Source organism: Kribbella sp. NBC_01510 (genome assembly GCF_045040325.1).
Classification (GTDB): Bacteria; Actinomycetota; Actinomycetes; order Propionibacteriales; family Kribbellaceae; genus Kribbella.
Window position 1 is genome coordinate 1586811 of the sequence record NZ_CP109418.1, and the last position, 16325, is coordinate 1603135.

Here is a 16325-nt window from a genome sequence, read left to right on the forward strand (position 1 = left end):
GGTTTCCGGCGCCTAGGCTCGGATGACGTGACAACCAACGACATCAGTACGGCGATGCGCCGCGCCCTGAAGCGTGCGGACGACGGCAAGACCCTCGACCCGGCGGAGGTGGAGGTGCTGCTCGGCGCGAGCGGCGACGCGCTGACCACCTTGATGGCGACCGCGGCCCGCGTCCGCGACCAGGGCCTGGCCGACGCCGGCCGCCCCGGCATCGTGACGTACTCGAAGAAGGTCTTCATCCCACTGACCCGGTTGTGCCGGGACCGCTGTCACTACTGCACGTTCGCGACCACGCCGGGGCGGGTGCACTCGCCGTACCTCTCGCCGGACGAGGTGCTGGAGATCGCGCGGCAGGGCGCCGCACTCGGCTGCAAGGAGGCGCTGTTCACCCTCGGCGACGCTCCCGAGGACCGCTGGGAGGCGGCGCGGCAGTGGCTGGAGGAGGCCGGGTACGACAGCACGCTCGACTACGTGCGGGCGATGGCGATCCGGGTCCTGGAGGAGACCGGGCTGCTGCCGCACCTCAACCCCGGGGTGATGTCGTGGCAGGATCTGCAGCGCTTGAAGCCGGTCGCGCCGAGCATGGGGATGATGCTGGAGACCACGCCCCGGCGGCTGTTCGAGGAGAAGGGCCAGCCGCACTTCGGCTCGCCCGACAAGGACCCGGCGATCCGGCTGCGGGTGCTCGAGGACGCCGGGCGGTCGAACGTACCGTTCACGACCGGTCTGCTGATCGGGATCGGTGAGTCGTTGGAGGAGCGGGCGGACTCGATCTTCGCGTTGCGCAAGATCGCCCGGCAGTACAACGGGATCCAGGAAGTGATCATCCAGGGGTTCCGGGTGAAGCCGGACACGGCGATGCGTAACGACGCCGACGTACCGCTGGACGAATGGCTGGCCGCGATCGCCGTCACCCGCGTCGTGCTCGGGCCGCGCGTCCGGGTGCAGGCGCCGCCGAACCTGGTCGACCTGGCCGAGTGCCGGGCTCTGCTCGACGCGGGCGTGGACGACTTCGGCGGGGTGTCGCCATTGACGCCCGACCACGTGAACCCGGAACGCCCATGGCCGCAGATCGACGACCTGGCGAAGATCACGGCGGACGCGGGCTTTGTGCTGCGGGAGCGGCTGACCGCGCATCCGGAGTACCTGCGGGAGCCGTGGCTCGACCCGCGGCTGATCTCGCACGTCGAGGCGCTGGTCGACCCCGTGAGTGGGCTGGCTAATGAGTCCGCGCTGCCGGTTGGTTTGCCGTGGCAGGAGCCGGATGGTGGGTGGGACAGCGTCGGCCGCACCGACCTGCACACCGCGATCGACACCGAGGGACGGCGTACCGAGACCCGCTCGGACTTCGACGCGGCGTACGGCGACTGGGACGTCCTCCGCGAAGACGTCGCTCATCGGTCCGCACCAGAGCGTGTCGAAGGTGATGTGAAGGCGGCGCTGGCAGCTGCTGAACGGGATCCCGCCGGGCTGTCGGATGCGCAGGCCCTGACGTTGATGACGGCAACGGGTCCGGCGCTGGACGCATTGGCTGCGCTTGCGGATGGGTTGCGCAAGGCAACGGTTGGGGACGACGTCACGTACGTGGTCAACCGCAACATCAACTTCACCAACGTCTGCTACACCGGCTGCCGGTTCTGCGCGTTCGCGCAGCGGCGGACCGACGCCGACGCCTACTCGCTGTCGATGGACGAGGTAGGCCAGCGCGCCGAGGAAGCCTGGGTGATCGGCGCGACCGAGGTGTGCATGCAAGGCGGTATCCACCCCGACCTGCCGGGTACGGCGTACGCCGATCTCGTCCGCGCGGTCAAGGACCGAGTCCCGGACATGCACGTGCACGCGTACTCGCCGATGGAGATCGTCAACGGCTCGGTCCGCACCGGGCTGTCGATCGAGGACTTCCTGATCTCGGTGAAGGAGGCCGGCCTGGACAGCATCCCCGGCACCGCGGCGGAGATCCTCGACGACGACGTGCGCTGGATCCTCACCAAGGGAAAGTTGCCCACGGCAAGCTGGATCGAGGTGATCAGCACCGCGCACAAGGTCGGCCTGCCATCCAGTTCGACGATGATGTACGGCCACGTGGACGCACCGCACCACTGGGTGCAGCATCTGCGTACGATCGCCGCCGTCCAGGATCGGACGGGCGGGTTCACCGAGTTCGTCCTGCTGCCGTTCATCCACCAGAACTCGCCGATCTACCTGGCCGGCGTCGCCCGCCCGGGACCGACGTACGACGAGAACCGCGCGGTGCACGCGATGGCGCGGATCATGCTGCACGGGCGGATCGACAACATCCAGTGCTCGTGGGTCAAGCTCGGCGTCGACGGCTGCGTCGCGGTCCTGAACGGCGGCGTCAACGACATCGGCGGCACCCTGATGGAGGAGACGATCAGCCGGATGGCCGGGTCCAAGCACGGCTCGCGCAAGTCCATCGAGGAGCTGACCGCGATGGCCACCGCCGCCGGCCGCCCGGCCCGCCAGCGCACCACGACGTACGGCGAGGTCCCGGCTCGTCCGTCCTTGGAGCTCGCCTGATCAACGGGCCGCGTCGAGGTTGACAGCGTTGGTGCGGCTGCGGCGTTTCGCGCCGAGGCGGTGGCCCAAGGTGATGAGCAGGAAGCCGACGATGTAGGTGGAGCCGGTGACGGCGAGGTAGTCGAGCGGAAGCTTCTCCGGATCGGCATTGAACGCGGTGTGGTCGCCGCCGACCCAGGCCCGCATCAGGTAGAGCGTCTGGAAGGTGAACGAGTAGGCGAAGATCGCGATGTAGGCGACGTACGCCGCGAGCCGGTTGCACAGCCAGCGGCGGGGTGCTCGCCGTACTCACCCATCTGACCGGGTGACGTTCATCTGACCGGGTGACGTTCCCGGGTTGGTGTCTGATCCCCAGCAGCACCAGACACCAACCCGGGAACGGAAACGCCGACCGTGCCGGGCGTCGGTCGCCACCTCACTGGCGACCGGCTGCCCTAGCGGCACGGCCGGCGTCCTGCTGTTGCCCCGAGGGCAGTCGGCCCGAAGGCGGGCGGGCCCGATGCCTCATTCCGTGACCGGCAGGGGAGGTACAGTCCGGTCGCGGACGGGAGTACTTCGGGAACCACCTGGAGCCTGTGTCAGCGACCCGTCCGCCGCCGACAACAGAACGTTGTCATGGGCCGCGATCCCCGGGAATCCCCCGGATCAAACATTTGCATTGCCTTTGAACAAGGCAACTCTCCGTAGATAATCCTTCACTTTCCGTAGAACCGTTGCCTTCCGCAACAACAACCCCGGGCCCAGTTCACAACCCCGGCTTGGTGCGTGCGCCGTTGAGGGGCAACCCCGCGGGTGGTGGGTTGCGGAGGCAAACTTCGGTTCCGCAACCCACACGCGAAGGGGTTGACCCCCTCAAACGGCGGCGGGTCGGTGGTCAGTACGGGTAGGTGTCGTCGCGGCGGGTCGGGTCGAGGTCCCACAGGGAGAACTCGACGATCCGGTGGGACTCCTCCCCGCCGGCCGGGATCAGCCCGAACGAGTCGTACTCCTTCGACCCCATCCCGTCGAGGTAACACAGCAGCTCGAACGCCGACTGCGCGTCCTCGATGTCGTCGATCACCTCGTCGTTCTGCGCCTCGTCGGCCCGGCTCCGGACGTACTGCACGAACGCGTCCGGATCCGTCACCACATAGTCGTACCGCGCCTGGTAGCTGACCCGGACCCCGTTCTCCGGCAGCAGCGGCTCCTCGAGCTCCTCGAGATCGTCCACACCCTCCACGATCTCCCGGTAGTCCGCGGGGTCGTCGAAGTCGTCCGGCCCGAGCGGGAGGTCGTCCAGCTCGTCGGGGTCGTACGAGTCGATCCCGAGGAAGATGTCACCCCAGCCCCGTTCATGGACGGCGTCCGCGAGCGCCCGGGCCTGGACCCGGACGTTCTCAATCGCGCCGGTGGCCCGCAGGTCGTGCAGGTCCAGAGCGTCGGCCTGCTCCAGCAACACCCGGGCGAGTTCGCGGGCGGCCTCGGCGGCCGACGCGGGTTCGATCGACTCACTCATGCTGCGACGGTACAACCATCGGCACCTCCACCGCCCCGCCCGGTATACCGAACGCGTCGACGAGCTCGACCGCGGTGGGCCGGACGGCGGCGCACAACTCGTTCACGAGCGCCGTGATCGCCTTCGACCGCCCCGGCGACAGCCGCCCGTGCTCCAGGTACCAGGCCCGCTCAGCCTCGATCGTCGCCAGCGCGTGCAGGTCGTAGACGTCCTTCAACAGCTCGCGACTCTCCTCCGGCGCGTCCAGTACGGCGCCCTGGAACGCCTCGAGCACAATCCTGTCCACGTGCGCCCGCCCGGCCGCGATCACGTGGTCCTGGCACCGGTTGAACACCTCGAACGGCTCGTCGCCCGCATCGATGCCCGCCTTCAGCCGCCGCGCGACCCCGGACAACATGTGCTCCTCCCGGAACCGCAGCAGCCCCGAGTGGTACGCGTCGTCCCGCAACCCCGCATCCGGATCGGCCGCGTCACTCCGATTCGGTACGACGTCCCGCAGCCGCTCGATCAGCGGTCGCAGGGCCGCCTTCTCGACCGCGATCTCCACCGCCTGCGCCGCGATGAACCGGGCCGTGCCGAGCGGGTCCAGCTTCCCGAACGACTCCCGGTAGTCCGTCAGCAGACCCTTCGCCACCAACTGCAGCAGGACGGTGTTGTCCCCCTCGAAGGTGGTGAATACATCGGTGTCCGCCTTCAACGTCGCCAGCCGGTTCTCCGCCAGGTAACCGGCACCGCCACACGCCTCGCGGCACATCTGGATCGTCTCGGTCGCGTGCCACGTCCCGAGCGCCTTCGTCCCAGCCGCCTGCGCCTCCAACGCCCGCCTGTCGTGCTCGGTGCCGTCTTCCCCGAACACCCGCACGAACTCGTCCACCAACTCACCCTGCGCGAAGTGCAAGGCATACGTCCGCGCAAGCAACGGCAACAACCGTCGCTGGTGCATCCGGTAGTCCAGTAGCAACGCCTCCTCCGCGCTCCCCGGCGCACCGAACTGCCGACGCTGAGCGCCGTACTTGATCGCGATCGTCAACGCGACCTTGCTCGCGTTGATCGCCGCACCGCCGACCGACACCCGCCCCTGCACCAGCGTCCCGAGCATGGTGAAGAATCGGCGGTCCGGATTCTGGATCTCACTCTGATAGTTGCCATCGGCATCGACCTGGGCATAGCGGTCCAGTAACGCGTCCCGCGGCACCCGGACCTGGTCGAACACGATCCGCCCGTTGTCCACCCCGTTCAGTCCCAGCTTCGGGCCGCAGTCGGACAGCGCCACCCCGGGCATCGCCGTACCGTCGTCTGTCCGGATCGGGACCAGCAGGCAATGCACCCCATGACTCTCACCGCCGACCACGAGTTGCGCGAACACTGCCGCCATCCGCCCGTGCCGCGCCGCGTTGCCGATGTAGTCCTTCCGCGCCGCCGCGGTCGGTGTGTGGACGACGAACTCCCCGGTCGGGGCGTCGTACGTCGCCGTCGTACCGAGCGCCTGGACGTTCGACCCGTGGCCGGTCTCGGTCATCGCGAAGCAGCCGAGCAACCGGCCACCGACCGCGTCGGCGAGATACCGCTCATGGTGCTTCTCGGTCCCCAGATGCAGGATCGCGCCGGCGAACAGGCCGAACTGCACCCCCGCCTTCACCATCAGCGAGAGGTCCCCGAAGGCCAGCATCTCGAACCCGGCGATGAACCCGCCGAGATCGCCCTCACCGCCGTACTCCTTCGGGAAGCCGCGCGCCGGGTGCCCGTCGGCCGTGATCTGCTGCAGCAGGTCGAGCACCTTGTCGCGGTACTCGTCCCGCGGCAGGCGCACGGCCAGGTCGAACAGCTCCGCATCCGCCAGCCCTGCGCGCACCACGTCGCGCGCCGCCTTGTGCGGCCCGTCCAGGTAGTCCCGCAACCCCGATGTCCTCATGCCTTTAACTTATGCGGATTGGCAGACACTTTCCGTCACCGGTCGGTGACTGTGGAAAAGGTCGGGCAACAATCCGCATCTGCGGCAGTATGCTGTCTTCCGTGCCGAACTTGCGGATCACTGAGGCGGCAGCGCTCCTGGGAGTCAGCGACGACACGGTCCGTCGCTGGGTCGACCAGGGCCGGCTGCCGTCAGTCCAGGACAGCGGCCGGATGGCGATCGACGGGCAAGCGCTCGCCCGATTCGCCCAGGAGCTGGCCGAGTCGCCGGAGCCGGGGAACACCACCGCCGCATCGGCTCGCAACCGGATGCGGGGGATCGTCACCCGCGTCATCAAGGACGGTGTGATGGCCCAGGTCGAGATGCAGGCCGGGCCGTTCCGCGTCGTGTCGCTGATGAGTCGCGAGGCCGCCGACGAGCTCGGTCTGGAGCCCGGTGTGGTCGCCGTCGCGTCGATCAAGTCCACCCATGTCGTCGTCGAAATCCCGGAGGCCTGATGTTCCGTCGTACCGCGCTCGCCGCTCTCGCCGCCGTTGCAGCGCTCACCTTCGCCGGCTGCGGTGACGACACTCCGGCGGCGTCGTCCTCGCCGTCGGGCAGCAGCAGTACGCCGGCTCTGTCCGGGACCGTCAACGTCTTCGCGGCGGCCTCCCTGACCGGGACTTTCACCCAGCTGGGCAAGGACTTCGAGGCAGCCAACCCCGGCGTGAAGGTGACCTTCAACTTCGCCGGAAGCTCGGCGCTGGCGCAGCAGATCAATCAAGGTGCCCCCGCGGATGTGTTCGCCTCGGCGTCGCCGAAGAACATGGACCAGGTGACGGACAAGATCACTCCGACGGTGTTCGTGACGAACACGCTGGAGATCGCCGTACCGAAGGGGAACCCGGGCAAGGTCACCGGGCTGCAGGACTTCGCCGACAAGGACAAGAAGATCGCGATCTGCGCGGTACAGGTGCCGTGTGGCGCGGCGGCCGACACGGTGTTCAAGGCGGCCGGGATCACGCCGCAGCCGGACAGCCTCGAGCAGGACGTGAAGGCCGTGCTGACCAAGGTCGGCCTCGGCGAGGTCGACGCCGGCCTCGTCTACAAGACCGACGTACTGTCGGCGAAGGACAAGGTCGAGGGCATCGAGTTCCCCGAAACGAACGAGGCGATCAACGAGTACCCGATCGCGACGCTGACCAAGGCTCCGAACCCTGACGGCGCCAAGGCGTTCGTCGCCTACGTGCTGTCCGACCCGGGCAAGGCGGTCATGACCGCTGCCGGTTTCAGCGCGCCGTAGGTCGTAGTAGTTTCGACCCACCGTGAGTCGTCGTAGCAGGAGCACCAGTGGGCGGTTGCCCCTCGTGCTCCTGCTGCCTGCCTTGCTCGGACTGGCGTTCCTGGTCGTCCCTCTGATCGGTCTGCTGGCCAAAGCGCCTTGGTCGACGTTGCCGAGCCGTCTGTCCAGTCCGGACGTCTGGCAGGCGCTGAGGCTGTCCCTGATCTGCGCCACCTCCGCTACTGCGGTGTGCCTTGTCCTGGGCATCCCGCTCGCCTGGCTGCTGGCTCGCGGCGAGTTGCCCGGTCGCGCCGTCATCCGGGCTCTGGTGACCGTCCCCCTGGTCCTGCCACCGGTAGTGGGCGGTGTTGCACTGCTGCTGGTTCTGGGGCGACGCGGACTGATCGGTGAGCACCTGGATCTGTGGTTCGGCATCACTCTGCCGTTCACGACGGCCGGTGTGATCGTGGCGGAGGCTTTTGTTGCCATGCCGTTCCTGGTGATCGCTGTCGAGGGCGCACTGCGAGCCGCTGACCCTCGCTACGAGGAGGCGGCCGCGACACTCGGCGCAGGTCGCTGGCTGACCTTTCGACGTGTGACACTTCCGTCGATCGCGCCAGGTGTCGTGGCAGGCGCCGTACTGTGCTGGGCTCGCGCGCTGGGTGAGTTCGGCGCCACCATCACCTTCGCCGGCAACCTCCCCGGCCGTACGACGACCATGCCGCTGGCGGTGTACCTCGCGTTGGAGACCGACCCGGACGTGGCCGTCGTACTGAGCATCGTGCTTCTCATCGTGTCTGTCCTCGTACTGGCGTCTCTGCGTGAGCGCTGGATCAGTGGGCTGCGATGACTCTGTACGCCGACGTGCGAGTGACCCGTGACTCCTTCGAGCTCTCGTTGGACCTGGTTGTCGAACCAGGTGAGGTGGTCGCGTTGCTGGGCCCCAACGGCGCCGGCAAGACCACCGCACTCCGCGCGATTGCCGGCCTCTTGCCGCTGGGCGGTGGCCGCATCGCTTTAGGTTCTGACGTGTGGGACGAACCCCCGCGTACATTCCGTCCGCCGGACCGCCGGCCGATCGGCGTGGTCTTCCAGGACTACCTGCTCTTCGACCACCTCAGTTGCCTCGAGAACGTTGCCTTCGGCCTCCGCGCCCGCGGACTCGACAAACACACCGCCCGGTCGGAGGCCTCGCGCTGGCTCGAGATCGTCGGCTTGTCGTCGTACGCGCGTACCCGCCCGCGCTCGCTGTCCGGCGGCCAAGCCCAACGAGTCGCCCTGGCCCGAGCCCTGGCCACCGACCCCGAACTGTTGTTACTGGACGAGCCTTTGGCCGCGTTGGACGCTGGTACGACGCTCCACGTCCGCGCCGAACTCGGCCAACACCTGAGCCGCTACGAAGGCCGCACTCTGCTCATCACCCACGACCCACTCGACGCCATGGTCCTCGCGGACCGGCTGGTCATCGTCGAGAACGGTCGTATGGTCCAAGCAGGCCGCCCCACCGAGATAGCCCGCCGCCCCCGCACCGACTACGTAGCCCAACTAGTAGGTCTCAACCTCTACCGCGGCACCGCCTCCGGCACCACGGTCGACCTGGTGGAAGGCGGCACCATCACCCTCGCCGAACCAGCCACCGGCCCGGTCCACGTCGCCTTCCCACCCACCGCGGTCAGCCTCTACCCCTCACCACCCTCAGGCAGCCCCCGCAACACCTGGCCCGCCGTAGTCACCGGCATAGAACAACACGCCCACACAGTCAGAGTCCGCCTCAACGCCACCCCCACTGGCCCAGCCACCCTCCTGGCCGACATCACCCCCGCAGCAGTAGCCGACCTCCACCTATCCCCCGGCCAACCCCTCCACGCCACCCTAAAAGCCACCGAAATCCACACCTACCCGGTGTAATAGCCCACGCGTGCAACGCAGCTGCCCCTCCGTCGCGTCAGCTACGCGCGCTCCCGCCCACCCGTACCTCTGCGGGCATGGTCTTGGTGCCGTGCTCATCGGCGCGGCTGACGAACACACCCCGTTCGCGGCCTTCTCGGCCACCTCGTGTCGCCCGCGCCTGCGCACTCCTGCGTCGCGCGCGGCCGACTACCCACGCCGGCATGTGGCGCGAGGCAACTGTGGTCGCTTGAACCGCGTGATGGTGGCTCCGGCGGCGACGAGTTGCTGAGAGGTTGCTCGCTGACCTGGAGTGGGGAGCTGGGTCAGGCGGTGGGGCCTTGAACACGTTATTTCGTGTTCAAGGTCCCTGTTTGGGGTCCGCGGCCTCGCGTTGTGACCGCTGCGCTGCGTATCGGCGGCGGCGTGATTTCGGTGGGTTCGTCAGGTCTGGTGTCCGGCGCGGACCGTTGCCACTCACCAACCTCGATCGACGACCTCTAGCCACGCTCGCGTAGGAAAGGGCTCGACCGGAAACCGCAGATTGGTGAGTGCCGGCGGTCCGCTTTCAGTCTCGCAACATCACGACTCCAGTCGCCCAGCTCCCTGGTCGCGACCAGTTGGTATTGCCAGGCGAGTTGGAGGATCGCTGCGCCGGCGGCTTGTAGTGGTTTGTGGTGGACGAAGTCGTTGATTGAGTCGGCGGTGAAGGGTTGGGGTGTGAGGACGCGGCCTTCGTCGTTTCTGGTGGTGAGGTCGGCGAAGAGGGTGTCGAAGATGTCGGCGTCGATTGCTAGGACTGTTAGTAGGTCTGTGGCGAAGGTGAGCGGGTCTACGCCTAGGCCTACGCAGTACGCCCGGGCCGAGCCTGCCGTGAGAGCAGCTGAGAGTTCGGTGGCGAAGGGCCAGGTTTCGTAGTTGATGGGGGCGGAGTCGCTGCCGTGGTCTTCTGACGTGCCCAGGAGTTCTTCGGAGAGTTCTCGGGTGAGGTTTCGCCAGAGGGAGAAGTCGTGGCGTTCGTTCCAGGATGCGTCGGCGCTTGGTTGGAAGACGCCCGACGGAACGACCTGGTAGAGGCCGCCGGCGTGACCCACCTTGGCGGGATCACGCCAGTGGATCAGGAAGGTGGAGTCGCCGGTCGTCTTGTCGTGGCGGATGGTGAGGGTGCTGATCGCCAGGTTGGTCGGGCGGCGGGTTGGGTCCCAGGGTTCCCCGATCGCGGTGCGCAGCGGACTCGATCCACGCAGGCCAAGGCGGCGCGCGGCGTACTCGTGGGCGGAGGCTTCGCCGGTGTTGATGCTGTCGAAGTAGGTGCCTCGGCCCAGGCACAGTACGGGCTGTGCGGCGGTCAGGTCCGCCGACAGGAGTCTGTACGTCGGGCGGTTCTCAAAGACAGCCGGGGACGCCAGGTCGGCAATGGCCTCGGCGTACGACGGGTAGCGGCTGCCGTCCGGTCGCAGGGGCAGGGTGTCCGTGGGTTCCAGGCCCGTCACCCCGTCGAACTCCGCATCGGGCTCGAACTCCAACCGAATGGAGGCCAACGGGATCGGCTGCGCCGGGATCCACGTCGATGCCGCCAGCAACGGTGTCCCGGCCACTCGACGATCCGCGGGATAGTCGGCAGCGGCCTCGACACCCCAACGAAAACGGTTCTGCTGCAACTCCCGACGTACCTCTAGCCATTGCTCCGTCATGAGCGCGGGAACGCTAGGACGTGGAGGAGGCCGACGAGGGAAGCGGCGCCGATGATCTCGCCGGCTTGGATGCGGCCGGGCAACGAGTCCAGAGGGAGCCAGGCGATGCGCTCTGCCTCATTGATGTCGGAGGGATCTCCGATGTGGTCAGCGCCATGGGCGATGAACAGGAGGTTCTCCGCGTCCGTTGTACCGACCGAAGGTTGGAGAGTGACGAGGGGCTCGACGGATCGGGGGCGCCAGCCGGTTTCTTCCTCCACCTCGCGGGTCGCGGTGACCGCCGGATCCTCGTCGGGGTCGACGTAACCGCCGGGGAGTTCCCAGACCCAGCGGTCGATGATGAAGCGGTGGCGCCACATCATCAGCACGTGATCGCGGGCGTCGTTGAGGACGACCATCATCGCGGCCTTCGGCATCCGTAGTACGTACTGCTCGAACTGCACGCCGTCGGGGAGTTCGACGGTGGCGATGGTCAGGCGGAGGCGGCGGGTGTCGTCGATCAGGCGTTCGCCGTGGATCTTCCACAGGGTGCTCTCGGCGGTCACGGGATGACAGTAGTCGTCGCTCTTGGGTGTGTACGAGGCACTGGAAGTGAAGTTGCGGGCGGTGAAAACCAGCTGCCGGACGACGATGCCCGTGCTTCGATCAACGAGTGAACTCCCCGGATGACACGCACGAATCGGGCGGTGGGGTGGGGAAAGAGTCAGCCTGCCCCGGGTGCGGCGCCGTACTCCCACGCTCGGACTGGCCGGGTGAGGCTAAGAACACCGCCTCCCCGGAGTGCCTGGAGGTCGCCGGCGAGCTGCTCGGCTACGAGCTGGAGCACGCGGCTCGGCTCGGGTACCTGCACCAGCTGCGGATCGACGCGTACGGCGCCCAGCACGTCAGCCCGGACGCTCCACGCATCGGGCCGGTGTTCGCACTGAACGGCCTCTATATGTACTTCGAGCGCGGCTCCGGCACCATCGACGTCCGCACCGCCCACGGGATCATGGCCAATTCGTACGACGACTGGCCCGCGCTGACCCCACCCGCGACGGTCGGCCGGCTCACGGCGTACGACGTACTCACTGCAGGTGACGTCGGGGACGTGGAGGCCGCGCTGATCACGTGGGCGCGAGAGGTGTGGGAGGCGTGGCCGGCCGAGGAGCAGGACGTGATCCGGAAGCTCACCACGGACCTGGTCCCGTCGCGATACTTCCGGCGCTGAGACAACGCAGGTCCAGCAGGTGGGAAAACGGGGTGTTCCCGACGTCTGCACGGGCGGGAAACCGGGCGGTTGCTCAGCGTTGCTTACCCCCTCCAGCCGCGCTCAAACCTTCGGCGCGTCGCACTGGAAACCGTTCTGTTGTTGGGCTTTCGCTACGTCAAGCGACGGAAAAACCCGGGGCAGATCCCCCGATTGGCCTTGCGCTTCGGGCCAAGGTCGCACAGGATGGCTCAGGTCGCGTCGTTACCGTGGCGTGACCATTCGGACGCTGTCCTGTGACCCGCCCGGATGCCCCCATCCCCTGACGGGGGGCCTGGTGAGTTCCACCATGCCCAGCTCACGAGGAGCGCTTTTCTGATGTCCAAAGCCCGACATGCGCGCCCCCGGCGAAGTACTCGCCGGGTGGCCCGGACGATCACGATCGCCGGTCTCGGGGCCGGCATCACCGCCGCCGGCGCCGGCGCGGCCTTCGCGACCGACTACACGGTCAAGGCCGGCGACACGCTCTCAGAAATCGCCCAGGCGAACGGTGCCGACTGGCATCAGCTGGCGAAGATCAACAACCTCGAGGACCCGGACCTGATCCTCATCGGGCAGACCCTGTCGCTGGACGGCGCGAAGAAGGCCGCCGCTCCCGCGCCGAGGAAGGTCACCGCGAAGAAGACCCACAAGGTCGAGACGAAGAAGGTCCGCAAGGCCGAGCGCAAGGTGCGGGAGAGCCGGTCCCAGGATCGCTCCACGTCCAGCGGCAAGGCCAACCTGAGCGGCTCCTGGGCCAAGGTCGCCAACTGTGAGTCCGGTGGGAACCCGCGGGCCGTCAACTCGGCCGGGTACTACGGGCTGTTCCAGTTCGACATGCAGACGTGGCGCAGCGTGGGCGGCTCCGGCAGCCCGGCGAAGGCGTCCGCGGGCGAGCAGCTGACGCGCGCGAAGAAGCTCTACGCCCAGCGCGGCGCCTCCCCGTGGCCCGTCTGCGGCAGGTACCTCCGCTGAACCAGCCGGCCATCCAACCGATCGAGTGGTGAAGCGCCCTCCACCACTCGATCGGCCGGGCAGGCACGCGGTAGCTGCCGTTTGGCGCTTCCCACCCCTCGTGGCGGGTCAGTGCGCAACTCATCCGGGATGGCGATCGGGTGGGAAGCACCAAACGTCAGGTGCGAGTGATGACCAGCATCTCGTCGGCCCCGGCCTGGAACTCGTAGGGCACCTTGCGGATCTCCCAGGTGACGCCGTCGAGCCCCTGCAGCATCTCCTGCAGATACGGCACCGACTCACCAGCACCCTGCATGACCAGCGGGAAGATGCGGACCTCGGAGTTGGCCACCCGGATCAGCTCCCGCAGCGCCGCCTCGTGCCAGTCGCGGTCGTACTTGTCGGCCCACGTGAACAACAGGTGTGAGCACAGCACCAACTCGAAGCGCCGGTCACCGAAGGGCAGCTCCGGGAGGCCGGCCGCGAGGTACCGCTCGGGCGCGGCCGCGACGTCCTGCAGGAACGCGTCCGCGGCCTCGATGCGGTACTGGTCCTTGCGCTCGGGCGACCCGTACCAGTGCCAGACGAAGCTCCCCTGATGCTCGTCCACGATCCCGGCCGTCGCCGGCAGGCTCCGCCGGACCGTGTCGACCAGCTCGGGGTGATCGAGCTCGTACGCCGGATCCGCGGCGATCGCGTCGACGCCACGGGCTGCGGCTTCGGCAGTGAACCCGGCACCACCCGCACAGCAGTCGAGCACGGAGTCGGGGAGGTCCTTCAGGTCGAACATCGCTTCGTACTCGGCGTACGAGCGCGAGGTCACCAGCACGGGTCTACCTTTCGACGGTTGTCTTCCGGTGCAAGCGGCGGTCGAGGTAGGTCGCCCCGGCCGCCAGAGCCAGGAACAGTACCGCGACCAGCAGACAGTTCAGCAGCACCCGTGCGTACCCGTGCTCGTCGACGTTCACGAACGGATACGGGTAGAACCCGACGAACTCACCGCGGATCAGTGTGAACACCAGCCACAGCAGCGGGTAAACGATCGACCACGAGACGATCCGCGCATCGGTCTGCCCGCGCGGACCGAACAGCAGCCAGCCCAGCACCCCGACCACGGGTGCCAGCGTGTGCAGCAGGAAGTTGGCCACCGCCGCCCACCCGTGCAGGTCGTCCGAGCCGGCCAGCACGAGGTGGTAGACGATCCCGGTCACGGCGATGCAGAGCACGCCGTTCAACCGCAGCGTCTTGAACAGCGTGCTCTGCGGCCGGTCCGGTTGCAGAGCCAGCATCAGCGCGGTCCCGCCGAGCAACAGGTTCGACTGGATGGTGAAGTACGCGAACACGTTGAACACGCGGTCCGGGTTGTCCGGGAAGAACCCCTCGGTCCCGTTCGCCGTCACGATCAGCTGGATCACGATCCCGGCCGCCACCACCAGAGCGGTCATCCCGGCCCAGCTACGCCCCGTCGTCGTCATGTCCGAAATGTACGACGCCGGAGCGCCGGGCGAGGGGATCTCAGACCGACTGCTTCTCCCGGGCCTCGTCCTCGGCGCGGTCGAAGCTGTAGCTGAACGAGACGATGGCGTCGATCACCAGCACGACGGTCCAGGTCCAGGCCGGCGCGAGGGCGGCGTCGTACCCACGACCGGACAGCAGGCCGAGGCCGATCATGATGCCGACTCCGACGCCGTACGCGAGCAGGTGACGGAACCATCCGGCGCGCTCGCGACGAGCACGCTCCGGACCGCGCTTCGGCGGCTTGACCGGGCGCGGCGCACCGCCCAGGAGGTGCGCGGCCCACTTGTCCGCCCACTTCAGCGTCTGATGACCGAAACCGACGCTGACCCCGATGAAGATCGCGGCCAGTGAGTGCTTGAACGCCGGCACCCCGCCACCGTGGATGTCGATCACGCTGGCTGCGAGCATCACCACGTCGACCAGCGGTACGGCGGCCAGCAGCACCAGGCCCGCCCTGGGCAGCTTGAGCAGGTAGCGCGTCACCATCCCGGCGGCGAGCAGAACCCAGAAGCCGATCTCACACCCGGCGATCACAGCGAGCAGCACAGCGGTTCACCCTCCCGAGTTATTAAGTACGACTGTGTTGAGACAAGACTCTAACACGACTGTGCTAAAAAGGACCCATGCCGAAGATCGTCGACCACGAGACCCGCCGCGAGGAGATCGCCGAGGCGCTCTGGCGGGTGGTCCGCCGCGACGGCATCCGCGCGGCCTCGGTCCGCACCATCGCCGCCGAGGCCGGCTGGTCACCGGGGGCCGTCCGGTACTACTTCCCGGACCAGGACGGTCTGCTGAGTTTCGCGATGGATCTGGTCACCAGACGGGTGACGCAGCGGATCGAGGCTCTGGACGCCAAGGGCAGCCCGACCACGGTCGTGCTGCGCTACCTCGAGGAAGCCCTCCCCCTCGACGCCGAACGCCGCGCCGAGTTCGACGTCTGGATCGCGTTCATGGCCCAGGCCCAGGCCGAGTCCGGCGCCGGCACCCTGCACGAACATGTCGACACCGTGCACAACGGACTGCGCCAACTCTGCGAATCGCTCCTGCAGGCACTCGCCCAGGCCGGCCTTCTGAAAGAGGGCCTCGATCTACGCCGCGAGGTCGAGCGTTTGCACGCGGTGATCGACGGGCTGGCCCTGCACGCGGCGATCCAGCCCGACCGCACCACACCGACCCGGGTCCGGCAGCTTCTCCGGCTCCACGTCGAGTCACTGCTGGCCTGAAAAGCCTTGCAAACCAAGGTTTTCTGTCCGGTTACAGACAAGATTCGGGGAGACCTGACCAAAACCTTGCGCCGCGTGGCAACATCACCGCATGGAGTCCGAGGGGGTGATCGTCGTCAGCGGGATCATGGCGGCGGGGAAGTCGACAGTTTCCCAATTACTGGCCGAGAGATTCCAGTACGGCGTACACCTCCGCGGCGACGTTTTCCGCCGGATGATCGTCAGCGGACAGGCCTCGATGCGCGACGACAGCGCCGCGGCCCAGAAGCAGCTCCAGCTCCGCTACCGGCTCGCCTGCCAGGTCGCGGACGGGTACGCGGACGCCGGCTTCACCGTGGTCCTGGAGGACGTGGTGATCGGCGAACTGCTCCGCGAGTTCCTCGACGGGATCCGGACCCGCCCACGGTATCTCGTCGTCCTGACGCCGCGACCCGAGGTGATCTCCAGCCGGATCGGCGGGGCGTACCACCTGGTCGACGAGCTCGACTACGAGCTGCACGCGTTCAGCCCGCGCCGCGGACTCTGGCTCGACAACTCCGACCTCTCCGCCGGCGAGACCGTCGACGCCATCCTCGGGCGACTCGACGAGGCGCGCTTCGAGTAATGGCCGGACAG

At 67.8% G+C, this 16325-nt stretch carries 17 protein-coding genes; 9 read left to right on the plus strand and 8 right to left on the minus strand.

The annotated features are described in order from the left end of the window. Positions 1 to 27: 27 nt before the first annotated feature. Positions 28 to 2538, plus strand: a complete 2511-nt coding sequence (locus tag OG558_RS07845) for a bifunctional FO biosynthesis protein CofGH (protein ID WP_405069607.1) — start codon at positions 28 to 30, stop codon at positions 2536 to 2538. Here OG558_RS07845 and OG558_RS07850 read toward each other — a convergent pair whose 3' ends face one another. The 3 genes from OG558_RS07850 to OG558_RS07860 all read right to left on the minus strand — a co-directional run bounded on the left by OG558_RS07850 (position 2539) and on the right by OG558_RS07860 (position 5945). Beyond that, positions 2539 to 2724: a hypothetical protein gene (locus tag OG558_RS07850; RefSeq protein ID WP_405069608.1), complete on the minus strand. Its 186-nt coding sequence runs from the start codon at positions 2722 to 2724 to the stop codon at positions 2539 to 2541. It lies immediately after the preceding gene. A gap of 688 nt (positions 2725 to 3412) precedes the next feature. Beyond that, positions 3413 to 4033 (minus strand): hypothetical protein, encoded by a 621-nt coding sequence (locus OG558_RS07855; RefSeq protein ID WP_329482497.1) that lies wholly within the window; start codon positions 4031 to 4033, stop codon positions 3413 to 3415. Further along, positions 4026 to 5945 (minus strand): acyl-CoA dehydrogenase, encoded by a 1920-nt coding sequence (locus OG558_RS07860; RefSeq protein ID WP_405069609.1) that lies wholly within the window; start codon positions 5943 to 5945, stop codon positions 4026 to 4028. The genes OG558_RS07855 and OG558_RS07860 overlap by 8 nt, the downstream gene beginning before the upstream one ends. Positions 5946 to 6046: 101 nt before the next feature. On the opposite strand from OG558_RS07860, the gene OG558_RS07865 reads away from it, so the two are divergent. From OG558_RS07865 to OG558_RS07880, 4 genes are all read left to right on the plus strand, one after another. After that, on the plus strand, positions 6047 to 6442 hold the full coding sequence (locus OG558_RS07865) for a molybdopterin-binding protein (RefSeq protein ID WP_405069610.1): 396 nt from the start codon (positions 6047 to 6049) through the stop codon (positions 6440 to 6442). Next, positions 6442 to 7227: a molybdate ABC transporter substrate-binding protein gene (gene modA / locus OG558_RS07870; RefSeq protein WP_405069611.1), complete on the plus strand. Its 786-nt coding sequence runs from the start codon at positions 6442 to 6444 to the stop codon at positions 7225 to 7227. The genes OG558_RS07865 and modA overlap by 1 nt, the downstream gene beginning before the upstream one ends. A gap of 64 nt (positions 7228 to 7291) precedes the next feature. Further along, positions 7292 to 8056, plus strand: coding sequence for a molybdate ABC transporter permease subunit (gene modB, locus OG558_RS07875; RefSeq protein WP_405069612.1), 765 nt, complete (start codon positions 7292 to 7294; stop codon positions 8054 to 8056). Continuing rightward, positions 8053 to 9114, plus strand: a complete 1062-nt coding sequence (locus tag OG558_RS07880) for an ABC transporter ATP-binding protein (RefSeq protein WP_405069613.1) — start codon at positions 8053 to 8055, stop codon at positions 9112 to 9114. The genes modB and OG558_RS07880 overlap by 4 nt, the downstream gene beginning before the upstream one ends. 479 nt (positions 9115 to 9593) lie before the next feature. Here the strand turns inward: OG558_RS07880 and OG558_RS07885 are convergent, their stop codons facing one another. After that, the gene (locus OG558_RS07885) at positions 9594 to 10787 is read right to left on the minus strand and encodes a hypothetical protein (RefSeq protein WP_405069614.1); all 1194 of its coding nucleotides are present in this window, start codon (positions 10785 to 10787) and stop codon (positions 9594 to 9596) included. Further along, complete coding sequence (locus OG558_RS07890) at positions 10784 to 11332, minus strand: NUDIX hydrolase (RefSeq protein ID WP_329482504.1); 549 nt, start codon at positions 11330 to 11332, stop codon at positions 10784 to 10786. Before OG558_RS07890 ends, OG558_RS07885 begins: the two co-directional genes overlap by 4 nt. Before the next feature lie 107 nt (positions 11333 to 11439). Between OG558_RS07890 and OG558_RS07895 the strand changes: the two genes are divergently transcribed. Both OG558_RS07895 and OG558_RS07900 read left to right on the plus strand, forming a co-directional pair. Further along, positions 11440 to 11997 (plus strand): DUF5946 family protein, encoded by a 558-nt coding sequence (locus OG558_RS07895; RefSeq protein WP_405069615.1) that lies wholly within the window; start codon positions 11440 to 11442, stop codon positions 11995 to 11997. 357 nt (positions 11998 to 12354) lie between these two features. Then, complete coding sequence (locus OG558_RS07900) at positions 12355 to 12990, plus strand: transglycosylase family protein (protein WP_405069616.1); 636 nt, start codon at positions 12355 to 12357, stop codon at positions 12988 to 12990. A 157-nt stretch (positions 12991 to 13147) separates the two neighbouring features. Here OG558_RS07900 and OG558_RS07905 read toward each other — a convergent pair whose 3' ends face one another. From OG558_RS07905 to OG558_RS07915, 3 genes are read right to left on the minus strand one after another with little or no spacing between them, the layout of a single operon-like run. Continuing rightward, complete coding sequence (locus OG558_RS07905) at positions 13148 to 13798, minus strand: hypothetical protein (RefSeq protein WP_405069617.1); 651 nt, start codon at positions 13796 to 13798, stop codon at positions 13148 to 13150. 4 nt (positions 13799 to 13802) lie between these two features. Further along, on the minus strand, positions 13803 to 14444 hold the full coding sequence (locus OG558_RS07910) for a Pr6Pr family membrane protein (protein WP_329482508.1): 642 nt from the start codon (positions 14442 to 14444) through the stop codon (positions 13803 to 13805). Between the two features lie 40 nt (positions 14445 to 14484). After that, a complete protein-coding gene (locus OG558_RS07915; RefSeq protein WP_405069618.1) occupies positions 14485 to 15033 on the minus strand; it encodes a 2TM domain-containing protein in 549 nt (182 codons plus the stop codon). A 77-nt stretch (positions 15034 to 15110) separates the two neighbouring features. Between OG558_RS07915 and OG558_RS07920 the strand changes: the two genes are divergently transcribed. Then, a complete protein-coding gene (locus OG558_RS07920; protein ID WP_405069620.1) occupies positions 15111 to 15710 on the plus strand; it encodes a TetR/AcrR family transcriptional regulator in 600 nt (199 codons plus the stop codon). A 91-nt stretch (positions 15711 to 15801) separates the two neighbouring features. Next, the gene (locus OG558_RS07925; RefSeq protein ID WP_328525743.1) at positions 15802 to 16314 is read left to right on the plus strand and encodes an AAA family ATPase; all 513 of its coding nucleotides are present in this window, start codon (positions 15802 to 15804) and stop codon (positions 16312 to 16314) included. Positions 16315 to 16325 lie beyond the last annotated feature (11 nt).

Coding starts and splice junctions, on each gene's coding strand:
- OG558_RS07850 (WP_405069608.1), bottom strand. CDS start 2,724: ATGCGGGCCTGGGTCGGCGGCGACCACACCGCGTTCAATGCCGATCCG.
- OG558_RS07855 (WP_329482497.1), bottom strand. CDS start 4,033: ATGAGTGAGTCGATCGAACCCGCGTCGGCCGCCGAGGCCGCCCGCGAA.
- OG558_RS07860 (WP_405069609.1), bottom strand. CDS start 5,945: ATGAGGACATCGGGGTTGCGGGACTACCTGGACGGGCCGCACAAGGCG.
- modA (WP_405069611.1), top strand. CDS start 6,442: ATGTTCCGTCGTACCGCGCTCGCCGCTCTCGCCGCCGTTGCAGCGCTC.
- OG558_RS07880 (WP_405069613.1), top strand. CDS start 8,053: ATGACTCTGTACGCCGACGTGCGAGTGACCCGTGACTCCTTCGAGCTC.
- OG558_RS07885 (WP_405069614.1), bottom strand. CDS start 10,787: ATGACGGAGCAATGGCTAGAGGTACGTCGGGAGTTGCAGCAGAACCGT.
- OG558_RS07900 (WP_405069616.1), top strand. CDS start 12,355: ATGTCCAAAGCCCGACATGCGCGCCCCCGGCGAAGTACTCGCCGGGTG.
- OG558_RS07910 (WP_329482508.1), bottom strand. CDS start 14,444: ATGACGACGACGGGGCGTAGCTGGGCCGGGATGACCGCTCTGGTGGTG.
- OG558_RS07920 (WP_405069620.1), top strand. CDS start 15,111: ATGCCGAAGATCGTCGACCACGAGACCCGCCGCGAGGAGATCGCCGAG.
- OG558_RS07925 (WP_328525743.1), top strand. CDS start 15,802: ATGGAGTCCGAGGGGGTGATCGTCGTCAGCGGGATCATGGCGGCGGGG.